General features: G+C 37.9%; 14 protein-coding genes. 6 read left to right on the top strand and 8 right to left on the bottom strand.

What is annotated here, in order from left to right; translation table 11 throughout:
• Positions 1 to 39: 39 nt before the first annotated feature.
• Complete coding sequence (locus tag AYC65_RS12960) at positions 40 to 705, top strand: hypothetical protein (RefSeq protein ID WP_034868138.1); 666 nt, start codon at positions 40 to 42, stop codon at positions 703 to 705.
• Between the two features lie 37 nt (positions 706 to 742).
• Here AYC65_RS12960 and AYC65_RS12965 read toward each other — a convergent pair whose 3' ends face one another.
• The 8 genes from AYC65_RS12965 to AYC65_RS13005 form a co-directional block, all read right to left on the bottom strand.
• Positions 743 to 1,663, bottom strand: a complete 921-nt coding sequence (locus tag AYC65_RS12965) for a YihY/virulence factor BrkB family protein (RefSeq protein ID WP_034868137.1) — start codon at positions 1,661 to 1,663, stop codon at positions 743 to 745.
• A gap of 1 nt (position 1,664) precedes the next feature.
• Positions 1,665 to 4,001, bottom strand: a complete 2,337-nt coding sequence (gene tamL / locus AYC65_RS12970) for a translocation and assembly module lipoprotein TamL (RefSeq protein ID WP_034868136.1) — start codon at positions 3,999 to 4,001, stop codon at positions 1,665 to 1,667.
• Positions 4,001 to 9,019: a translocation/assembly module TamB domain-containing protein gene (locus AYC65_RS12975; protein ID WP_078674576.1), complete on the bottom strand. Its 5,019-nt coding sequence runs from the start codon at positions 9,017 to 9,019 to the stop codon at positions 4,001 to 4,003. The genes tamL and AYC65_RS12975 overlap by 1 nt, the downstream gene beginning before the upstream one ends.
• 233 nt (positions 9,020 to 9,252) lie before the next feature.
• Positions 9,253 to 10,002 (bottom strand): succinate dehydrogenase/fumarate reductase iron-sulfur subunit, encoded by a 750-nt coding sequence (locus tag AYC65_RS12980; protein WP_034868135.1) that lies wholly within the window; start codon positions 10,000 to 10,002, stop codon positions 9,253 to 9,255.
• A gap of 17 nt (positions 10,003 to 10,019) precedes the next feature.
• Complete coding sequence (locus AYC65_RS12985) at positions 10,020 to 11,936, bottom strand: fumarate reductase/succinate dehydrogenase flavoprotein subunit (RefSeq protein ID WP_034868134.1); 1,917 nt, start codon at positions 11,934 to 11,936, stop codon at positions 10,020 to 10,022.
• A gap of 202 nt (positions 11,937 to 12,138) precedes the next feature.
• Positions 12,139 to 12,795 carry a succinate dehydrogenase cytochrome b subunit gene (locus AYC65_RS12995; protein ID WP_034868132.1) on the bottom strand — a complete coding sequence of 219 codons (657 nt, stop codon included), beginning with the start codon at positions 12,793 to 12,795 and terminating at the stop codon, positions 12,139 to 12,141.
• Between the two features lie 16 nt (positions 12,796 to 12,811).
• Positions 12,812 to 14,242 carry an anion permease gene (locus tag AYC65_RS13000; RefSeq protein WP_009087594.1) on the bottom strand — a complete coding sequence of 477 codons (1,431 nt, stop codon included), beginning with the start codon at positions 14,240 to 14,242 and terminating at the stop codon, positions 12,812 to 12,814.
• A 44-nt stretch (positions 14,243 to 14,286) separates the two neighbouring features.
• Positions 14,287 to 15,468 (bottom strand): porin, encoded by a 1,182-nt coding sequence (locus AYC65_RS13005; protein ID WP_034868131.1) that lies wholly within the window; start codon positions 15,466 to 15,468, stop codon positions 14,287 to 14,289.
• A 450-nt stretch (positions 15,469 to 15,918) separates the two neighbouring features.
• Here AYC65_RS13005 and AYC65_RS13010 point away from each other — a divergent pair, with 450 nt between their 5' ends.
• From AYC65_RS13010 to AYC65_RS13030, 5 genes are all read left to right on the top strand, one after another.
• Complete coding sequence (locus AYC65_RS13010; RefSeq protein ID WP_034868130.1) at positions 15,919 to 17,265, top strand: DUF3472 domain-containing protein; 1,347 nt, start codon at positions 15,919 to 15,921, stop codon at positions 17,263 to 17,265.
• Positions 17,266 to 17,482: 217 nt separating this feature from the next.
• Complete coding sequence (locus tag AYC65_RS13015) at positions 17,483 to 18,364, top strand: helix-turn-helix domain-containing protein (RefSeq protein ID WP_234300341.1); 882 nt, start codon at positions 17,483 to 17,485, stop codon at positions 18,362 to 18,364.
• Between the two features lie 95 nt (positions 18,365 to 18,459).
• Complete coding sequence (locus AYC65_RS13020) at positions 18,460 to 20,400, top strand: oleate hydratase (protein ID WP_034868129.1); 1,941 nt, start codon at positions 18,460 to 18,462, stop codon at positions 20,398 to 20,400.
• Between the two features lie 81 nt (positions 20,401 to 20,481).
• Positions 20,482 to 21,378, top strand: coding sequence for a 3-hydroxyacyl-CoA dehydrogenase (locus AYC65_RS13025; protein ID WP_034868128.1), 897 nt, complete (start codon positions 20,482 to 20,484; stop codon positions 21,376 to 21,378).
• Positions 21,379 to 21,419: 41 nt separating this feature from the next.
• On the top strand, positions 21,420 to 22,364 hold the full coding sequence (locus AYC65_RS13030; RefSeq protein WP_034868127.1) for an alpha/beta fold hydrolase: 945 nt from the start codon (positions 21,420 to 21,422) through the stop codon (positions 22,362 to 22,364).
• The last annotated feature ends 1 nt before the right edge of the window (position 22,365 follow it).

The raw sequence follows: 22,365 nt of genomic DNA on the forward strand, positions 1-22,365 counted from the left end.
AAATAATCCACTATATTTGGGGATCAATAAACCCAAATAATGAAATATTGCTTCTCCTTACTTTTATTTACCTTATCACTTTCCCTATATTCCGGGCAAGGTTTTCAGCTCCCGAAAAATTGCACAATCGTAAAAACAGTATATGGTGATCTTGATAAAGACGGAAAGGATGAAAAAGTAATTGTTTGTAACCTCAACCAGACAAAAGATCCTAAAAAGAATTATAAAAGGACTCTTTATATTCTGAAACAAGACAGTAACAACCAATATCAGTTGTTCAAAAAGAATACAAATATTTTATGGGGCAGCAAAGAATGTGGATTTTGTTTTGAAGAAAGCTCAGATCCTTTAATCGGTATCAGTATTAAGAACAACACACTTATTATTGAGCATGAAACTCATAACAATTCCAGGAGAACTGAAAGTTATAAACAAATATTCAGATACCAGAATAACGACTGGTATCTGATTGGTTCTAAATACAGATATTGGGATACCTGTGACTTCGATTATACCTATGACATTAATTTCTCCACTCAGAAAATTAATATTACAAAAGATACAGGCAATTGTGATGACATTGAGGATTCTAAAAAGGAATCAAGTTCATTTGAAACCTATACTTATAAGTTCCCTAAAGTAACAATGGATAATTATAAAGCTACTGAGATTAAATTTAAACCGAAGGTCTATTTTTATTACTAACCTAATACAGAATAATTGAATTCAGAAGATTCAATTATTAGCTTTCAGATTTCAGGCTTTCTTCATAAAGCTTCGCCTGACTCCATTTAGCATGTTTGGACGGAATAATTTTATAACCTTTTTTATAGGCATATACTTTGGTGAATTTTGCGCCAAAGAAAATAAGCATACAGGTATAATTTATCCACATCATAATCAGGATAACTGTTCCGGCAGTTCCGAATGCTGATGTAGGTTTTACTTTCCCGAAATAGAGGCTTAATAAAAACTTACCCAGTGTAAAGAGTATAGTTGTAAGTAGAGCACCTTTCCATACCGGTTTCCAGCTTACCTGTACATCCGGAAGAACCTTAAACATCAGAGCAAACAGAAGCATAACCAGTCCGAAACCAATAGCAAAATTCACCAGCTCTACCAGCATATAAGTTTCAAAACCAAAATATTGGGTAATCCAGTTGTTGAATAAGCTTATTAATGAAGATAAAATCATGGTAATCATAAGTAAGAACCCAAGAATAAGAATCATTCCCAGCGAGTTTGCCCTATCCAAAAGAAATTTCAGTAAAGCCTTTTTAGGTGCTGACTGTATATCCCAAAGTGTATTCAGTGAATGCTGCAACTGGAAAAACAAAGTTGTAGAACCAAACACCAAAGCGCCTACACCGACAAATTTCATAAAAACATTTTGCTTATCTATAAGTGCACCTGCTATAAGACTTTCTACACTTTTAGCCACATCTGTACCCATGAATCCGCTGATCTGTTCACTTATCTCTCCACGAATAGCTTCTTCACCAAAGAAGTTTCCGGCAATCCAGATAATAATGATCAGAAGACCAGGAATGGAAAATATTGCATAATAAGCCAGACTCGCAGAATCTTTCATCGCAGAAGAGTCATTCCACTCCGTAAAAGTGTCTCTCAAAACTTCCCAGAAAAATTTAATATGTTTAAACATCTTAGAACGGATATCCTATTGCTATATTAAATACAAGATTATCCTTCCGCCATTGGCTGTCTCCGAAATTAATCCTGTCTAAAGTCCATCTCTTTCCTTTTTCATAGTAAGGAACTCTCAGCGGCATCGCCAGATCCAATCTTAGTACCAGAATAGAAAAATCCAGTCTCAGACCAACACCTGCACCTACTGCTATTTCGCTTAAAAAATCTTTTGAAAATTGTCCACCCGGCAAATCTGCACTCTTATTTACCAACCATACATTTCCTGCATCCACAAATGCTGCAACGTTAATGAATTTATACAGGTTTGCACGGTATTCTGCATTTAACTCCAATTTAATATCCCCCGACTGGTTAAAGAAGGACTGGATATTTGCATCAGGCTTTCTGGGATCAAAACTACCCGGACCTAAAGATCTTGCTCGGAAAGCTCGGATACTGTTACTTCCGCCTACAAAGAACTGACGGGAGAAAGGAACCGTTGCTGAATTTCCGTACGGATATGCTATTCCTGCAATTATTCTCGATGCAAACATGCTTTTCTCTCCAAACTTATGATAAAACCTTAAATCGTTTTCTATCTTCACATACTGGCTAAAAGGTATTCCGAAAATTTTCTTTTCTTTACCCGCTTTCGCATCAGCTCCTGTCAACAGACCTGTAAGATTTCCTGCCAGATCTACCATACCACGGTAATAGATTGTATTGGTTTTTGGCAGCATGGTATTCGTATAGGTATAAGTATAAGTTGGTCCAAAAACCAGTTGCTTTTCAATAGCTCTTTTCAATTCAGGATTGGCTTCTGCCAGCGCTTCATATTCAGCCGTGACATTTGTCGGCGAAACATAAGTTGCATCAAAAACCTTTAACTCATGTTCTTTTCTGGCATTTTCTTTCCAGCTATACCCAAAAGATGCATTGAAATTGTTCAGTGTATAATACTGTGTTCGATTCTGGAATTCATACCCCAGACTGATATTTGTTCTCGGAACAAACTCACTGGAAGAATTGAAACGGAAAGGCGCTACGATACGCGGAATAGAAAGCTGTGTATTGACACCGGCACGGAACATATTTTTAGCGCCGTCGCCACCACCCATTTGAATATCAAAGGCTCCGTAAACAGCTGCTTTAAACTGTTCTGCACCACGGAAAATATTCCGGTGTGTCCAGTTCAGATTAAGTTCACTACCACCATAATTTGCGGAATTAGTACGTCCCAGAGCTTCTAAACGCAGAGACTGCATTTGCCTTGGCGTCAGCAGGTAATAAGCATCAAACTTATTTTTCAGCGAATCGGAAACAACAAACTCATTTTTTACAAATTTGAATATTCCCAAATTGATTAAACGGTTTAAGGACAGATTATGATTGGTACGGTTATACAGATCTCCTTTTTCAAAATACAAAGCTCTGTCGAAAACCTTAGGTTTGAATTTATGCTGAGGATCTATCACATACATATTTTTGTAAGCATAGGGCGCCAGAGAGTCTTCACTCATCGGAATTTTATACATCCCCTTTCTTACGTCCTGCAGATTGTAATTAGGAAAAACGACAACCTTATCTATCGTAAACTGCTCTTTCGACAATTTCGGAGTATCTTCTTTTAGTTTTACATTCAGCTCTACCTGATGGTTTTTGCTTACTGTAGTGTCGGCCTGAACAATAATATTATCCGGATGAAAATAATAGAAGCCTTTTTCTTTCAGCCGGTTATCTATACGTTCTCTTTCCGCCTTTATAACATCCAGATCAAACGGATTTCCGGATTTTAGTAATGTTCGTTTTGTATTGTTCTGAATTTCTTTGTTGACAAGGCTGGAATCTTTCTGAAATTTCACCTGACTAATCAAATATCTTTCTCCCGGCTTTACAGTATAAACAACCTGTGCTTTTTTGCTTTTAACAATAACACTGTCTGTGGCTTTTGCATTGAAATAGCCTTTATTCTCTGAATAGTTTTCAATAATATCTTTATTGAATTCTCTATCGACATCCCCCAGCAACACAGGTTTCTGTCCCAGTTTATATTTCATCCAGTAACGGAATCCTTTATCCGTTTTGGGCTCTTTTGTAATGTTATAGAAAAATAGTTTAGGACGCATCCCTAATATGGAAGGATTAGGCTTAGGCGTAAGATTACTTTCAAGTGCTGTCAACAGCTCTTTTTTATCGTTCTTTGAAATCGTCTTGCTTTCGATCTTAACACTACCTCCTGTATAAAGATTTTGTCCTTCTCTGAGATAACCTGTACCACTGCATGAAAACAGAGATATAGCTATTCCTGAGACAAGCCAGTATTTATAATAGATATGGAATTTATTTTTCTTCATTATTTAAATTCTACGACTTGGTTTTTCTTATCTCTTACTTTTCTGTTTTTCTCTTTCTTAGATTTCTGGAAAATTTCACGGAACTTATCATAATCCAATGTGATAATAAATCCAACTCCGGTTTCCACAATCTGCCCTTGTAAAGCTACCTGATAATCGTTTTTGCGGTAAGCTCGCAACATATATCTTCCGTCTCTGGACAGGCTGTAATCTACTGTTACATCCCCCGCAATATTTGTCATATTCTCATTTTGGCGGGCTTGCCCTTCCAGGCCGAAATTACTTCCTACAGTTACTTTCAAACGGTCATTCAGCAACTTCTTACTGATATCCACATTCAGGTCGGTTCTTGTATTTTTATTTCCGGTAGAATAATCATCTGTAGATTCCAGACCGAAATTTAAATCAACTCCTTTAATCAGATCAGAAGCCAGGTTATTAAGCTGCTGAGAGAGAATTTTACTCACACTCTGTCTGGCCATAGTTTCTGCCGAAAGTCCGGCACTACTTTGGAACGGATTCTCACCAATAAATCGATTCAGTAGTAATAATGCAAAAACCTGCTTATTCATTTCCGGCTCCTGTTGTCTTAGCTGTGCCAGTTTTGCATCTACCAATTGCTTAACCTCTGTAGAAACAGAATTATTATTTTCATCTGTCGTAATATCGAATGATAATATCGGTTTCAGAAGCTCACCCTTCATCTTTAATAACGCATTAAACGGCATTCTTTGTTTAAAAAGATTGGTTTGCCCCTGACCAACCTGTTGTTCCACAAGATCAATCGGTGCAGTTTCGGTTTTATAAACAGCCGTAAGATCCATAATGGCAGCTGTTGGCTCTCCGGTCCATGTAATGGTGCTTCCTTTCTGAATATCGAATTTACGTTTCAACATACTTACAGAAAGTTCATAAGCTCCTTTTTCTACTTCATATACACCCACTAGTGTTGTTTTTCCGGATGGATCTATACCACCCGTTAGCTGTGCCTCACCCTGAAGCTTCACGAAATCTCCGTTAGCCTTATCAATAACAATGGACATTTTCGCTTCCTTATTCACTTCGATATTCACGCTCACATCCATTCCCTTAATCCGGCTTTGGGCATTCAGAGAATCTGTTTTTATTGTTTTATTCAGTACTACCTGATCCTGATCTACGAATTCCACTATTCCGTCTCTTTCCTGTAACGCAGGTGACGACTGTGGCAATACAAATGTAAAATCTGTATTCTCGGCAACTGCCAGCCTTCCTTCCACTTTAGGTAAATCAAGATTTCCGCGGATACGCAATCCTGCATCAATTGCCAGAATTCCGTACATCATGGCATCATTGGTTTTTTCAGAATTTACAACTTTAAAGTCTTTGGCATTCACATTCAGGTTGAATGCAAAATCTCTGTAATTCTGAGTCAGTACCTGTCCGTTTACTGTCAGAGCATTTCCATCTTTATCTTTAACCTTGAAACGGTTGAATTCTATACCTCTGTTCGTAAAATCGATCTCATCGTCAATATTTCTGAAATCACTTCCTGTTTTCGCAATTTCGAGTCCTACTTTATTGAATTTTACTTTTCCTAAAATATTGGGTTTATCAGTACTTCCTGTCAGCTTAAGATTTCCGGACAGATAGCCTTCGGTATGATGAATAGCATTCATAGAGAATCCCTGAACAGTTTTCATCTGCAGCTGATTAATTGCCATATTCATATCGAAAGTACCTGCTGAAATATTATAATCACCCAATATTTTCACGTCGTTATCATTTCCGGAAAGTGCAACATCGGCATTCAGAATATTAGCTGAATTGTTTTTTACTTTCACGGCAAAATTTCCTACCGGGCTTCCATAAACCATAAGATCCGAAATATTCAGGTCTGAGGTAAAGGTCATTTTCTTTGTAAGATCACGCAGTTGTGCTGTACCGTTAATAGTTCCTTTAGCCAGAAGAGAATCTTTTTTTATAGCCTCAGTTATCGTTTCTATTTTAAAGTCTTTTAATGAAATATTTAATGGGCTGGTTGGCGAATTATTTTCTGATTGTAATAAAATCTCACTTCCTGCATTGGAAAGTCTGAAATTATCGGCTAGAATACCTTTATTGCTTATCTGGATTCTATTATTTTCAGCTACCGTCCAGTCATCATAGTTTAGTTTCAACCCGTTTGGATTAAGTGAAATTTCGGTAATATCGTTTAACGACTTTGCTGTTCCGGCAATCAGGAATTGCGTAGCATCTTTCGCATCCTTAGTCGTGATATTGTAATTGATTGTATTGTTGGCCACATCCCCGACAACACTTATTTTATTCAGTGCCAGGCTGGAACTTTTCAGTGAAGCAACACCCAGATTATATTGCAGTGCCTGATTTTCATTGGTGATTTTCAAAGCTCCCCCCTGAATGCTATTTTCTCCGTATTGGAGTTGTGGAATTCTTCCCTCCACCTCTATTTTCTGGGAATCGGCGTCATAATTACCATTCAGTGTTATGGTTTTGAAATCCTTCAGATCCGGAACAAACTTACGGATCAAATTATCATTTTTGATTTTTGCATTGAAGGCAAAGTGCTGTCCAGACTGAATCTTTTGAGCTTTACCAGGTTTCTGAAACTGATAATACTGATTAATTGTCTGCTGTAGGGCTCCAAAAATTTGTGTCAGTTTATATTTTCCGGTAAGCGTTATATCCGCAATTTGCGAATTCAGATTCAATTCGTTTGAATCCTTTGTGGATATAGCCTTAAAATTAATTTCCTGTATAGGAAAAACTTCTTTGGTATCTGAAATGGCAAAATTCTGGAGGTTGAGTGAGCCGTTTAATTCATCCGGATTAAGGTTGCTAAAATCGCCATCCAGTTTTCCGGCAACAATCATAGGCTTCTCATAGAATCCCAGCTTATTCAGGTCCAGTTTGGTAATCGCTCCGTTTACTTTTACTGTAGGATTCTTTTCATTATAAACTCCTGAAGCTGCCAGCTTCATATTAGCATTCGGATCCTTAGAATTTAAAGCTAAACTATATACACCGTGATTTATTTTTCCCGTAAGGTCCATATCACGATAGTTATAAGCTTTATATACTGCCGAATTTACATAGCCTTTTATATCTGCTTTTGCGCTTTTAGGATCGAAACCTTCCCCCTTAGCTGCAATTTTTGCAGTGATCGCTCCTACTTCTTTATTCTGAATAATCTTGCCAATTTGCAGATTATGGAGATTTGCATTCACATCGTATAACTCATGATTCTTACGACGCATATCCACATGTGCAACTACATCTGCATTACCAAAAGCAGAAGTAAGATTCAGATTTGTATTTACATTCTTCGTTGTTCCCTTCGCTATACCTTTTACACTGAAAAATGAAGGCAATGATATATTCGACGGAATTGTATTCTTTGGTACCAGATTATAAATTGTCTTATCAGAAGAGGAAAGCTCTCCAATCTTCAAATCATAATAGAGCTGATCCGGATTCATAGCATTCTTTATCCGGCCGGAAGCTGCAACTTTTAGCTGATCAATACCTGAAAGTTTAAAATTCTGAATCACCAGATCGTTAACACTTCCTTTTGCATTAGCATTTACTAACAGTACCGCATTAGGATATTTATTAAACGGAACAGTATTTCTAAGTGTAGGAACAAGATTCAGTATATCTGCAAAACCAACTTTGGAGTCACGGATACTCGCGGATACTTTTATGGCTCCCGGATTGGCAGTTAATTGTTCGACGGAGTCATAACCTATGACAACCTCATCCCGCAAAACAGTTTTGGGTGTCTGCAGGTAAAGATTCTTAAGATAGGCTTCTTTTGAGCCGTATGTAAAATTAGTTGTCAGCCTCTGAATATCCAATCCTTTGCTTTCCTTAATCTCAGCAGACTTCACCGTTCCTGCGAACTCATTATTTTCCATTTTGAAGTTACGGACATCGACATTCATTCTGGAAAAGTTCAGATGATTGTAGTCCATTCCCTGCTTACTTGGAGCCACAGCTGTATTGTTATAAACAACTTTTACATCATTAAAATTCAGATTACCCAGCAATACTTTCATTGCTTTCTCTTTCCCGGAACCAGCAGAACTTTCCTGTACTTTTTTAGGATCCTCTTTTTTGGCTGGCAGATAAAGATCTGCACGAATATCTGCACCTGTAAGCAGGACATTATCTATATTATAAGCATTATTTTCCAGGTCCAGCTGATTGACTTTTGTACTCAGTTCTTTGAATAATACTTTTGCAAATGTCTTGGTATTTTTATCACCATAATCGATGTTAAAATTGGTCAGTTTAATTCCCTGTAAGCCAATTTTCATAGGCTGTTGTTTATTCAGAGAATCCACTTTTTTCTCGACCTTTTTAGAAACTTCTGCTACAAGGTCCTGTTTTAGTTTTAGCCTTAAACCATCCAGGTTAATATCATTTACAGCATAATTATTTTTCTGTAAATCAAAAGTTTTTACCCGGGTATCAAAAGAATTAAAATACAGTTGAATATCATTCTTAGATTGCTGATCTTTGAATGTCACCCCTATATCTTTAAGTTTTATTTTGTTAAGAGAAATAATAAACGGCTTCGAGGAACTTTCCTCTTTGTCACTGGTTGCAAACGCATTGATAATGTAATCGAAATTGAATTTGCCCTCAGGGTTTCTTACCACATTTGCCTTAACTCCTTCCAGATCAACAGAGGTAATATCTGCTGTGGAATTCATCAGCTTCATCATATTCAGTCCTACATCCAACTTTTTTACCGCCAGAAGTGTGTCTACATCCTGCCCTTTCAGATAAAGATTCTCTAGCTGCAGATTGTTAGGAAAAGCTACGTATACTTTTTCTAGACTTACTTTTGTTTTGATTTTGTTCTCAAGATATACAACAAGTCTGTCTTTAATGAAATTTTGTACAACCGGAAGTCTTAAGCTGAGTATCAATAAACTGAAAAATACCACTATAGAAATAATGGTTATAATCATTCGTTTTAAAAGTTTCTTTTTATTTATTTTCAGCTTCAAACTTGTTTGTGTTTACACAAATATACTAAACCTAAGCTTTACAGACGAACTAAACACTTTACATTTTGTATCACTGATTACAAATCGACAATATTATCACTCTCTTCTTAAACCTCATAGTTTTTTCATAAAAAGCCTTATCAAGGTTCTCAAACTTGACAAGGCTTTTCTCTTCATCAATACAATTAACAAAACCCTCATTTCTGAGGGCTTTGATTACTATTTGATATTTGTTAGTTCTTTTTATAAAACAATGCTCTGCTGTATTCGTAGTTCATACGGGCAATATTCAGAACTGATATACCCTGCGGGCATTCTACTTCACAGGCTTCTGTATTGGAGCAGTGGCCAAAAAGTTCTTCGTCCATTTGTTTTACCATATTCACAACTCTTTCATTTCGTTCTTCTTTCCCTTGTGGTAAAAGCGCCATATGTGAGATCTTCGCTGAAGTAAATAAAGCTGCACTGGCATTCTTACAGGTCGCCACACATGCACCACAACCGATACATGCTGCTGCATCGAAAGCTTCCTCCGCCAGCTGATGGGTAATTGCAATTGTCTTGGCATCGGGTGCCTGTCCGGTATTCACAGACACAAATCCACCAGAAGCAATAATTCGGTCTAATGCAGAACGGTCTACTTTAAGGTCTTTCTTCACAGGAAAAGCTGCAGCGCGGAATGGCTCTATCACAATAGTATCACCATCTTCAAAAGATCTGAGGTGCAACTGACAGGTCGTTGTATTTTTCAGTGGCCCGTGGGCAATACCATTAATCATCATTCCACATTGACCACAAATCCCTTCCCGACAGTCATGATCAAATTCTACAGGCTCTTTCCCTTCCAGAATAAGCTTTTCATTCAGTATATCCAGCATTTCCAGAAACGACATATGAGAATTCAGCTGATCCAGTTTATATTCTTCCAGCTTTCCTTCAGCATTTCTGTCTTTCTGTCTCCATATTTTAAGGTATAATTGCATAGCTTTTTAGATTTAAATTATTTATAACTACGTACTACAGGCTGTATTTCTTGAAAAACAAGAGGTTCTTTAACCAATTCAGGTTCCTGCTTTTCCCCTTTCCAGCCCCATGCAGAAATAAACTGAAAATCAGCATCATTTCTAAGCGCCTCTCCGTCCGGGGTCTGATATTCCTCACGGAAGTGCGCTCCGCAGGATTCATTTCGGGTAAGAGCATCATAACACATCAGCTCTCCGATTTCAAAATAATCAGCAACCCTTCCTGCTTTCTCCAATTCCCCGTTCATCTTATCTCCAACTCCCGGAATAGTAACATTCTGATAAAATTCCTGTTTCAGCTTCTGAATCTCTTCTATCGCATATTTTAGTCCTTCTTCATTTCTTGCCAAGCCACAATAATCATACAAGAGCTTACCCAAAGTTTTGTGATAATAATCTACAGTCTTATTTCCTTTAACTTCCATAAACTTCTGAATCTGATCTTTCACCTCTTTTTCAGCTTTTTCAAACTCAGGATGATCAGGTGATATTTTTCCCGTATGGATTTCTCCTGAAAGATAATTCGCAATTGTATAAGGAGCTATAAAGTAACCATCTACAGAAGCCTGAAGCAGAGAATTGGCTCCCAAACGGTTGGCTCCATGATCCGCAAAATTAGCTTCACCCAAGGCAAATAGCCCGGGAATTGTAGTCATCAGTTCATAGTCTACCCACAATCCTCCCATAGAAAAGTGCGCAGATGGCGAAATCATCATAGGCTCTTTATAAGCATCGTAACCTGTAATTTTCAGATACATATCGAACAGGTTTCCGTATTTCTCTTTAATCTTTGCTTTTCCCTGCTCTTTTATAGCTTTAGAAAAATCCAGATAAACTGCATTTTTCAGTGGCCCGATTCCGAAACCTGCATCAATTCGCTCTTTTGCAGCCCGAGATGATATATCTCTTGGCGCCAGATTTCCGAATGCCGGATATCTTCTTTCCAAATAGTAATCTCTTTCCTCTTCCGGAATATCATTTGGCTTTCGGGTTTCACCATTTTTTAATGGCACCCAAATCCTTCCGTCATTTCTCAAAGACTCAGACATCAGCGTTAATTTTGACTGATAATCTCCCGATTGCGGTAATGAAGTCGGGTGAATCTGTATCCAGCTTGGAGAAGCCATTAATGCACCCTTTTTATGCGCCCGCCATATCGCTGAGCCATTACAGCCCATTGCCAAAGTGGAGAGATAATAAATCTTTCCGTAGCCTCCGGTTGCCAACACAACAGTATGTGCTGCATGCCGCTCTATTTCTCCGGTATCCAGATTACGTACAATAATCCCGCGTGCTTTTCCGTCAATCACTACCAAATCCAGCATTTCGTGACGGGAAAACAATTCTACACTCCCTTTACCTACTTGTCGCATCAATGCCTGATATGCACCCAGTAATAACTGCTGACCGGTTTGTCCTCTGGCATAGAATGTACGGCTTACCTGCACACCACCGAAAGAGCGGTTATTCAGATACCCTCCGTATTCCCGGCCGAACGGAACACCTTGAGCCACGGCCTGATCTATAAGATTAAGGGAACACTCTGCCATACGATAGACATTGGCTTCACGTGCCCTGAAGTCTCCACCCTTCAATGTATCTACAAACATCCGGTATACACTGTCACCGTCGTTTTTGTAATTTTTAGCGGCATTTACACCACCCTGAGCAGCAACAGAGTGTGCCCTACGCGGACTATCCTGAAAACAGAAAGCTTTTACATTATACCCCAGTTCGCCAAGGGATGCCGCAATTGAACTTCCTGCCAATCCTGTCCCCACAACAATAACATCCAATTTTTTACGATTGGCAGGGTTTACCAGTTTAGCTGTTTTTTTATAGTTTGCCCATTTTTCTTCTAACGGGCCTTTTGGTATTTTAGAATCTAACATCATTTGCTCTTTTATTATTTAATTAATATGAAACACATTTATCATCCCTTACCACATAGATACAATAGGATACTCTACGAAGGTTACATAGGGAAATAAATTTCCAGAACAGCAGCAAAAAGTTTTGCTTTTTAATCTATGCATTCCTAAAGAAGAATCTTTTCTGATTATAAAACTCCATGTGGTTTTGAATGTTCTCATATTTTTATTTAACGGTAAGAAATACATAGACAGGCATTAGCGCAAATCCGACACTAATAATTACCGAATAAGTAATTCCTGCTATTTTAATCCATTTCACATATTTAGGATGAAATAATCCCAAAGTTCTCACAGCACTGTAAATTCCGTGAATAAGGTGATAACAAAGCGCAATCATAGAAATCACATAGATAACTACATACCACCATTCTTTAAAGACTGTTATTACCAGAATATACAGGTCTTTGTTTCCTTTATCGTCCAGCGGAAGACTTCCGAATTTATAGACATACCAGAAATTCTGAAAATGGATCACCAGAAAGATAAGAATCAGCGTACCCAATATCCCCATATTACGGGAATACCATTTACTGGCTCTGCCTCTTCGGTCAGACTGATAAGTACCGCCAGATTTTTTATTTTTTATAGTAATCACCAACCCGTCTATTGCATGTAAAATGATACTGGTATACAGAACCAATGAAACAATTTTTATAACAATATTTCCGGATAAAAAGTGAGAATAAGCATTGAACTGTAAGTGCGCCTGCTCCTGTGGAAGGAAGAGTTGTAAATTTCCCAAAAAGTGAATCAGCAAAAAGAAACCCAGGAACAGCCCTGTAAGGCACATCAGCATTTTTCTTGAAAGTGTATTCAGCATAATTATAATTAATTGATTAATAATATCCCAGTACTTTCATCCATAGACCTCCTACGACCATATAGATGATGAGTAAAACGATTCCTATTTCCAGGCCTCTCAGCCACCATGCTTTTAGTTCAACATAGCCACTACCGAAATATACCGGAGCCGGACCATGTCCGTAATGCGTAAGTACACCGTATATAGATCCCATGAAACCTAACATCATTGCTAATAACATTGGCGGAATTCCTAAAGAAACACCCACACCTAATAAAGCCGCATACATCGCTGCTACGTGAGCTGTGGCACTGGCAAAAATGTAGTGACTGAAGAAATATACCAATATAATAACCGGAAAGGCTACCTGCCAGCTTAGTCCACCAATTTTCACTTTAATCAGATCACTAAACCACCCAATAAATCCTAATTCATTAAGAGAGCTGGCCATCATCACTAACACTGCAAACCATACAATGGTATCCCATGCACCTTTTTCAGATTTCACATCTTCCCATGTCAACACAGATGTTAGTAAAAGTAATGTAAGTCCGATAAACGCAGTAGTTGTAGCATCTATAGAAAGAGAGCCTCCAAAAATCCACAAGAATAATAAAATAAAGAAAGCCAGTAACATCAACCATTCATGTTTGGAAACAGCACCCATTTCTTTAAGCTTATCAGCTGCCATTTTCTGAGCACCATCAGTTTTCTTTAATTCAGGCGGGTATAATTTGTAAAGCACTAAAGGAACGACAAAGAAAGCCACCAATCCTGGTACAAAACCAGCTACCGCCCATGACATCCATGTTATATCTATTCCCAGATTGGCTGCAAATTTCTGACACATTGGATTACTCGCTGTACCGGTAAGGAACATTGAAGAAGCAATCAAATTCATGTAATAACTGTTCAGCGTAAGGAAAGATCCTAATTTTCTATGGGTTGCCGGCTGATCCGGCACTGAACCAAAACTAATTGCCATAGACTTCATAATCGGGTAAATAATCCCCCCGCCTCTGGCAGTGTTACTTGGAATGGCTGGTGCCAGACACATATCTGCCAAACCTAATCCATAAGCAAGTCCAAGAGAACTCTTTCCAAAAACCCGGATAAATAAAAAGGCTATACGATTTCCTAATCCCGTTTTGATAAATCCTCGGGCAATAAAGAAGGATATCCCGATTAACCAGATCACTTTGTCTCCAAATCCGGTAAGGGCTTTAGTAATCGACTTACCGGCATCTCCGGGAGCCAATACCTGTGTAAGCGCTGTAAAGCCTATAGCCATCATACACATTGTTCCCATAGGGGCCGCTTTTAGGATAATTCCTAAAATAGTTGCAGCAAAGATGGCAAACAAGTGCCATGCTTCCGGGGTCACACCATCCGGAACCGGAATAAACCAGATGATTAACGCTATTGCAAAAGTAAATGCAACGTTTTTGATATTAATCTCTTTCATGAGTATATTTTTGTTTATTATTTCTTATTGTGATTTTATTTTGACTAGAATCGGCTCTGTACCTGAACAATGAACAGATTATTATTGTATTGATTGGTATTTTCCACCTGCTTTTTATAGCGGTCAATCTGTACCCCCAACTGTATTCTTGCACCATAATTCTTCAGAAATTCTAATCCAAACATTGGAGTAATAGTCTGTCTTGGGTTTGAATCCTGACGGAAATTACTGTCCAGATATTCATATCGGCAAGAGAGCTCCAATGCACTCAGATTTTTGTGATTGATCTCGTATCTCAGATTAGGAAGGAAATAAACACCTCGTACCAAATAATCGTCCGGGTTAGAAGTTCTTACATTTTCCGCTAAAGAATTATACAATATATGATTGGTTGCTTGCTTTGCTTCCAATTGCATATCCAGACTCCATCGGGGATCAAACTGAATATCTCCGGTAACATCTACTCCTACAGCATATACTTTTTTGCTAAAAACCTCACCTACACCACCGTTTAGTCCCAGATTAAAATTATATTTCTCTGATAAACCCAATACCAAACGTGATAAATATTGTTTACCATTATCATTATCATTGATCTGGTTTTTACCGTTTCCGTTAACTACGGACACGGCATACTGCAACGGAAGTTTCCCCAGCTTTACCTGTCCGCCGACAGAGGCTCCAATCTGGAAACTAGTCCATCCCAATTTTCCGAACTCTGTATATTGATTGGACCAGTCCAATGATTTGATAATATCTACAGGATAAGTTTCTTCTATACCAAACCATGGACGGAACTGTCCGACGGTAATGGCTATTTTAGGATTGAAGGTGTACTTGATGTATGCATTTTCCAATACACGACCTTTAGGATCATTTTTGAAATCAGCAAGGTTAGCAAGCGCTACAACCTCAGTACGTTTACTTATTTGCGCTTTCATTTGCACCCGCATGTACTTGATCATAAAATTGTTGCTGGTACCGCTGTGGTCACTATGATGCAAACCGTTTACGTCTACATCCTTTGTCATTCCCACCAGATAGCGTGCCTGGAAAAGGCCTTTGAATTGAAATTGAGGATACTTTACTTCAGCAACCTCCTGTTTTTTAGCAGCTAATGAATCCTTTACAGGAACTTTTACTGAATCTTTGGTTTGTGCATTACTGAAGAATGCTCCCAATAATAAGGGAATAAAAATAAATTTTCGATACTTCCTATTACTCATATAGCAATTTTTGAGATTAGCCAGCTAATCATTTGTTATTTCTGTTGTTTAAAGTTCCGATTTTCCTTCTCTTTTTTCAAGTATATCGACCTGTTATATTTCAGGTCGACATATGATTTATTACATAGCTAAAAACTTTTATTATGTATATTATTTCAATAAATTAACTAAAATTAATAATTATTTGACAACAATATAATTAAATTGATTCTAAATTAGAAGTTAAAGGTATAAAATTACTCTTAGCCCTTGCGGTACAGTAATCTACCCCCAATCCTACTTTTCTATATTTCTACATTTTTCCACCATTATCCTGAATTTAGCCATTTAACTTTTCACAACAATCAAAAGCTTTTAATTATCATTAAATCAATATTTAACAGAATAAACTTTCGTTTCATTCAAAAAAATAATTATTTTAGTATCAGTAAACTAAATCACAAATAAATTATGAGATCTAAACTATTAACCGGTACTTTTTTGGGTATTGCACTATTTGCTTTCCAATCGTGCAGAGAAAACAACATGACAACAGAAGAATCTGTTTCACCACAGGCTAAAACTTCCGGAGCTGTTGCAGGTTCTACATTAAATGTGCCTGTTGCAGGAAATTCATTCTTAACAGTAAAACCTTCCGGAGCCAACGAGGTGATTACTTCTACAAAACTGGGCAACTGGACCAATTCCAATTCTGTCATCAGCACCTATTTCAGGGTAAGTAATGCCGGAACCTTAAGCATTGGATTAAAAGCATCTGTTCCGTCCGGAACCAGCGTTGTAAAAGTTACTGTAGGAAATGTTTCTAAAAACGTTACTTTAACCGGATCCGCCAACACCAGTTACACCGCAGGAGATTTCAACATTTCTACTCCGGGTTATGTAAAAGTCGATTTACAGGGTGTATCTAAAACAGGCGGCTATTTCGCTGATGTAACGGACATTACATTTAGTGGTACTGCAGCCTCAGGAAACAATATTTTCAGTAATGATACCTCTTATTATTACTGGGCACGCAGAGGACCTTCATGTCACTTAGGCTATACAGTTCCTACCAGCAGCAATGTAAGCTATTATTATAATGAAGTTACTGTTCCGGTTGGAGAAGATAAAATCGGTTCTTACTTTATGGCTAACGGCTTTGGTGAAGGTTATTTTGGAATTCAGGTCAATTCTGCTACGGAAAGAAGAGTTTTATTCTCAGTATGGAGTCCTTTCCCTACAGATGATCCGAATAATATTCCACCAGATCATAAAATAGTATTAAACAGAGCCGGAAGCGGCGTTACTATTGGCGAGTTTGGTAATGAAGGCTCCGGAGGACAGAGTTATTATAAATACAACTGGACCGCCGGACAAACCTACAAATTCTTACTGAAAGGTGAACCGGATGGTACTGGTAAAACAGATTATACAGCATGGTTTCTTTCACCAGACACTACGACATGGAAGCTTATCGCCAGCTGGAAAAGACCACAAACCAGTACTTACCTGAAAGGTTTCTATAGTTTTGTGGAAAACTTTAATCCTGAAAATGGCTATATGGGAAGAAAAGCTGAGTTTAAAAACCAATGGGTAAGAACATCAGCAGGAAACTGGCAGGCTGTTTCTGCAGCTAAGTTTACTGTAGATGCTACTTATAATGCACAACAAAGAATTGATGCTATGGGCGGAACAAACGGAAACAGCTTCTTCCTGCAAAATGGAGGATTCTTTAGTACTATCGTAGCACCAGGCACTCAGTTTTCAGTAACTGCTCCTACACAAGCGCCTGATATAGATTTCTCTACATTACCTTAAAACAATCCATAAATCTAATACCCTAAGCCTGTTATTGCTTCCTGAAGTAATAACAGGCTTTTTTCATGGACTTCATCATTTCTTTAAAAAGTATTGTTTATGCCGAATATCACTTATAAAATCTTCCGTCATAATCGTAAAAAAACGTAAATTAGTAGTTTTTGAAAACTAATTATTTAAACTGGTCATTTCTGACTGCCCACCGGATTTTCACAATATGGAAACAAGAATGTACGAGAACCTGCAGGAAACACTTTCATTCTATGGCATCAATTGTCATAAACCTTATTATATATCTTCGGGAAATCCTATTTTTCAGTTTCCAAAAACACCTTTTCGTATAGATTTCTATGCCTTTTGCATCTGTACAGGAGGCTATACTGATGTAGAAATAGACAATCAGAAATACAATATAACTCAAAATAGCTTCCTGGTTTCAGCACCTTCAACAGTTATCAAGTTTTTGAAAACCAGCAAAGACTTCAGGATGAAACTCTTGTTTTTTGACAAAAATTTTCTATTGAAAAATATTATAGATCCTTTTTTCATTGAGAAGCTGGGACTGTTCAGGAATTTATCTTTCAGTATTATCAGTCCTGACCAAGATCAGGCATTTAAGCTACTCCGACTCTTGGAATACCTGCAGGACAAAACCAGTATAACCGGGCGTTTCTCTGAAGACATTGTACGCACGATAATATTTAATTTATTATTAGAAACCGCAGAAATAATTAATTCTGAGAAAGAAAACATTCCGGAAGAGGCTTTTTCCGAAGGGAACAATTTATTTCTGAAATTTACACAGTTAGTACAAAGCAATGTAATCCGTCATAAAGATATTCAGTATTATGCTGATCATTTATTTATATCCGGAAAACACCTCATCAAATTAGTAAAAAAAGCTTCCGGAAAAACGCCCCATGAAATCATCAATGAAAGCTTGTTAAAAGAAGCTTTTATATTATTGAATGATTCAGAACTTACATTTACTGAAATAGCCTACCAGCTCAACTTTAGTTCCGTGTCAGCTTTCGGAAGATTTTTCAAACGTTATTCTTTATTATCACCTACCGAATACAGAAAACAGCAAAATTTGTAGAGAAGGAAATTGAGTACAACTTTGGCGAACTTTGGCTTGCAGTAAAAGCCCGATATGGCAGTAACTTCGTTACAAGAATTACAAACAACTGCAATATGAACTCAATAACTTCAAAATTCGACAAAGTACTTAACGCTTCTTCTGAATACGGACATGTAAACCATGAACCGGATTCCAGCAAAGAACAGCAACGAAACACCCCGCAAAAATCGATGCCATTTTCTGATCAGATTGGAAATTATCAGAGAAACAAAGGGATTCCTGTACAATCATATGATGATAGTAAGATTTACATTATAGGCAGTGGAATTGCAGGTATGTCGGCAGCTTATTATTTTATACGCGATGGACATGTTCCTGCAAAAAACATCACCTTTTTAGAACAATTGCATATCGATGGTGGCTCATTAGATGGTGCCGGAAATCCGACAGATGGCTATATTATCCGTGGTGGTCGTGAAATGGACATGACATACGAAAATCTTTGGGATATATTTCAGGATATCCCGGCATTAGAAATGCCGGCTCCTTACAGCGTACTGGACGAATACAGATTAATTAACGATAACGACTCCAATTATTCCAAAGCCAGGTTAATCAACAATAAAGGAGAGATAAAAGACTTTAGTAAGTTCGGCCTAAATAAATTGGACCAGTTAGCTATTATCAGATTACTTCTGAAAAATAAAGAAGAACTGGACGATTTAACCATTGAGGCTTACTTCAGCGAATCTTTTCTGAAAAGTAATTTCTGGACTTTCTGGAGAACGATGTTTGCCTTTGAAAACTGGCATAGCTTATTGGAACTGAAACTTTACATGCACCGTTTCCTTCATGCCATAGATGGCCTGAATGATTTATCTTCACTGGTATTCCCTAAATACAACCAGTATGATACTTTCGTAACTCCTTTGCGCAAATTCCTTCAGGAAAAAGGTGTTAATATCCACCTGAATACTTTGGTAAAAGATCTGGATATCCACATCAATACCGAAGGAAAGGTGGTAGAGGGAATTATCACCGAACAGGATGGCAAGGAAGTAAAAATCCCTGTTGGTAAGAATGACTATGTCATTGTAACCACAGGTTCTATGACGGAAGATACCTTCTACGGAAATAATAAAACTGCTCCTATTATTGGCATAGACAACAGCACAAGCGGACAAAGTGCCGGATGGAAACTATGGAAAAATCTGGCTGCAAAATCAGAAATTTTCGGTAAACCGGAGAAGTTCTGCAGCAATATCGAGAAGTCTGCATGGGAATCTGCAACGCTTACCTGTAAACCTTCAGCCCTTATCGACAAGCTGAAAGAGTACTCTGTTAACGATCCTTATTCCGGAAAAACTGTTACCGGCGGTATTATTACCATCACAGATTCCAACTGGCTGATGAGTTTTACCTGCAACAGACAGCCACACTTCCCGGAACAGCCGGATGATGTACTGGTACTTTGGGTATATGCCTTATTCATGGACAAAGAAGGGAACTATATCAAAAAAACGATGCCGGAATGTACCGGAGATGAAATTGTTGCGGAGTTATGCTACCATTTAGGTATTGAAGATCAGCTGGAAAATGTACAGGAAAATACAATTGTAAGAACTGCATTCATGCCCTATATAACCTCTATGTTTATGCCAAGAGCTAAAGGTGATCGTCCTAGAGTAGTGCCTGAAGGCTGTAAAAATCTGGGACTGGTAGGTCAGTTTGTAGAAACCAATAATGATGTGGTATTTACGATGGAAAGTTCTGTAAGAACAGCCAGAATTGCTGTCTACAAATTACTAAACCTCAACAAACAGGTTCCTGATATCAATCCGTTACAGTATGATATCAGACACCTGCTGAAAGCAGCAAAAACACTGAATGATGACAAACCATTTGTAGGTGAAGGCTTGTTGAGAAAAGTCCTTAAAGGAACTTACTTTGAACATGTATTACCTGCCGGTGCAGCTGAGGAGGAAGAACAGGAATCCTTTATCGCTGAACATGTAAATAAGTTCAGAGAATGGGTAAAAGGAATAAGAGGATAATCTATAATTTCGGGAGCGGCAATCTGTTGATTGCTGCTTCCGATTATCTACACTGAATAACAAATTATAAAAACACGTACAATGAACTTTAAAAACATAACAGTGGCAGGAAGCGGTGTATTAGGTTACCAGATCGCATTCCAAACAGCATTTCACGGATTCAATGTAACAGTATATGACATTAATGATGAAGTACTGGAAAAAGCAAAAGCTAAATTCAGTATTTTGAGTGAAGCTTATAAAACCGATCTGGGAGCAACACCAGATCAACTTGATGCTGCATTCAAAAACCTGCAGTATACAGCAGATCTGGCAGAGGCGGTAAAAGATGCTGATTTATTGATTGAAGCTGTACCGGAAAGTCCGAAAATAAAAATCGATTTCTATGAAAAGCTAAGAAGTGTAGCACCAGAAAAAACGATTTTTGCTACTAATTCTTCTACAATGTTACCGAGTCAGTTTGCAGAAAGCACCGGTCGACCGGAGAAATTTCTGGCGCTTCATTTTGCCAACGAAATCTGGAAGCACAATACTGCCGAGATTATGGGACATCCGGGTACAGATAAAAATGTTTTCAACGATGTTGTTGCTTTCTCAAAAGCCATAGGCATGGTTGCACTTCCGTTACAAAAAGAACAGCCCGGATATATTGTAAACTCCTTACTTGTTCCTTTACTAAGCGCTGCCACCAACCTGTTGGTAAATGAAGTAGCTGATGCGGAAACAATAGATAAAACATGGATGGTAGCTACAGGAGCTCCGACAGGTCCTTTTGGAATTCTGGATATTGTAGGGATTACCACAGCTTACAACATCAACAAAATGGCAGCAGATGCTACAAATGATCCGTTGAAAATAAAAACAGTGGAATATCTGAAAACAAACTTTATTGATAAGAACAAACTGGGTGTTTCTACTGGTGAAGGATTTTATACTTATCCCAATCCGGCCTATAAGAAAGATGATTTTTTAAAGTAAATTAGCCACAACTTATTTTTATAACACAGTTAATCCCTGATATGGTTATACAAACTTCAGATTATCTCCAGCATAACGGAATAGCACAAGATAAGCTTACAAAATCTTATTATACATTATTTCGACCGGAAAATGGAAATATAAAAGCGACCCTTCTGATTCTGCATGGTATGCAGGAACACAGCGGACGCTATACGGAGTTTGCACAATATCTGGCAGAGCAGGGATTAGCTGTTATTACTTATGACCATCTAGGGCACGGCAGAACAGCTAAAAACACTGAAGAATTAGGCTTCTTCCAGATCAGTAATCCTGCACAACAGGTGGTAAACGATGCTGAAAACATAGCTGATTATCTGGAAAAACGATATCCGGATGTTCCACATTTTCTGTTAGGACATTCTATGGGATCTTTTATTGCCCGTTGTTTATTACAGCAGGCTGATTCACGATTCAACGGAGCTATTATTGTAGGAACTGGTGGAAAAGTACCAGGTGCAAAATTAGGGAAAGCGGTTTCTGCATTTCTTAATAAAATAACGCCCCATTACCGCAGTAGATTTATCAACACTTTTTTCAATAAACAAAATAACCTGCGTTTTAAAAACGAACCTAATGAAAACGGAACCAATTGGTTGAGTGTTGACAAAAACAATCGACAGGCTTTTTTACAGGATAAATTATGCGGTGTTCTTTTCAGTATCAATGGTTTTTATACGCTTCTGTCGGTTAATGTAAAAGCAACAGACAGACGCTGGGCAAAAACTTTACCTCAGGCATTCCCAATGTTGTTCATTAGCGGCAGCGATGATCCTATTGGTAATTTCGGCAAAGGCATTAAGCAAACCGTTTCAGATTTGGAACAAGATGGCTTTAAAGACATTACCATGAAACTATACACAGGAATGCGCCACGAAATACTTAATGAAACCGATAAACATTCTGTTTACCACGATATTATCAACTGGATTGAAAAACATCTTTAAA

Origin of the sequence: Elizabethkingia bruuniana (genome assembly GCF_002024805.1) — a bacterium.
Taxonomy (GTDB): domain Bacteria; phylum Bacteroidota; class Bacteroidia; order Flavobacteriales; family Weeksellaceae; genus Elizabethkingia; species Elizabethkingia bruuniana.

Bases quoted from the DNA above. Each gene is read 5' to 3' on its own strand.
- AYC65_RS12960 (WP_034868138.1), top strand. From the start codon at position 40: ATGAAATATTGCTTCTCCTTACTTTTATTTACCTTATCACTTTCCCTA.
- AYC65_RS12965 (WP_034868137.1), bottom strand. From the start codon at position 1,663: ATGTTTAAACATATTAAATTTTTCTGGGAAGTTTTGAGAGACACTTTT.
- tamL (WP_034868136.1), bottom strand. From the start codon at position 4,001: ATGAAGAAAAATAAATTCCATATCTATTATAAATACTGGCTTGTCTCA.
- AYC65_RS12980 (WP_034868135.1), bottom strand. From the start codon at position 10,002: ATGCAATTATACCTTAAAATATGGAGACAGAAAGACAGAAATGCTGAA.
- AYC65_RS12985 (WP_034868134.1), bottom strand. From the start codon at position 11,936: ATGATGTTAGATTCTAAAATACCAAAAGGCCCGTTAGAAGAAAAATGG.
- AYC65_RS12995 (WP_034868132.1), bottom strand. From the start codon at position 12,795: ATGCTGAATACACTTTCAAGAAAAATGCTGATGTGCCTTACAGGGCTG.
- AYC65_RS13000 (WP_009087594.1), bottom strand. From the start codon at position 14,242: ATGAAAGAGATTAATATCAAAAACGTTGCATTTACTTTTGCAATAGCG.
- AYC65_RS13005 (WP_034868131.1), bottom strand. From the start codon at position 15,468: ATGAGTAATAGGAAGTATCGAAAATTTATTTTTATTCCCTTATTATTG.
- AYC65_RS13010 (WP_034868130.1), top strand. From the start codon at position 15,919: ATGAGATCTAAACTATTAACCGGTACTTTTTTGGGTATTGCACTATTT.
- AYC65_RS13015 (WP_234300341.1), top strand. From the start codon at position 17,483: ATGGAAACAAGAATGTACGAGAACCTGCAGGAAACACTTTCATTCTAT.
- AYC65_RS13020 (WP_034868129.1), top strand. From the start codon at position 18,460: ATGAACTCAATAACTTCAAAATTCGACAAAGTACTTAACGCTTCTTCT.
- AYC65_RS13025 (WP_034868128.1), top strand. From the start codon at position 20,482: ATGAACTTTAAAAACATAACAGTGGCAGGAAGCGGTGTATTAGGTTAC.
- AYC65_RS13030 (WP_034868127.1), top strand. From the start codon at position 21,420: ATGGTTATACAAACTTCAGATTATCTCCAGCATAACGGAATAGCACAA.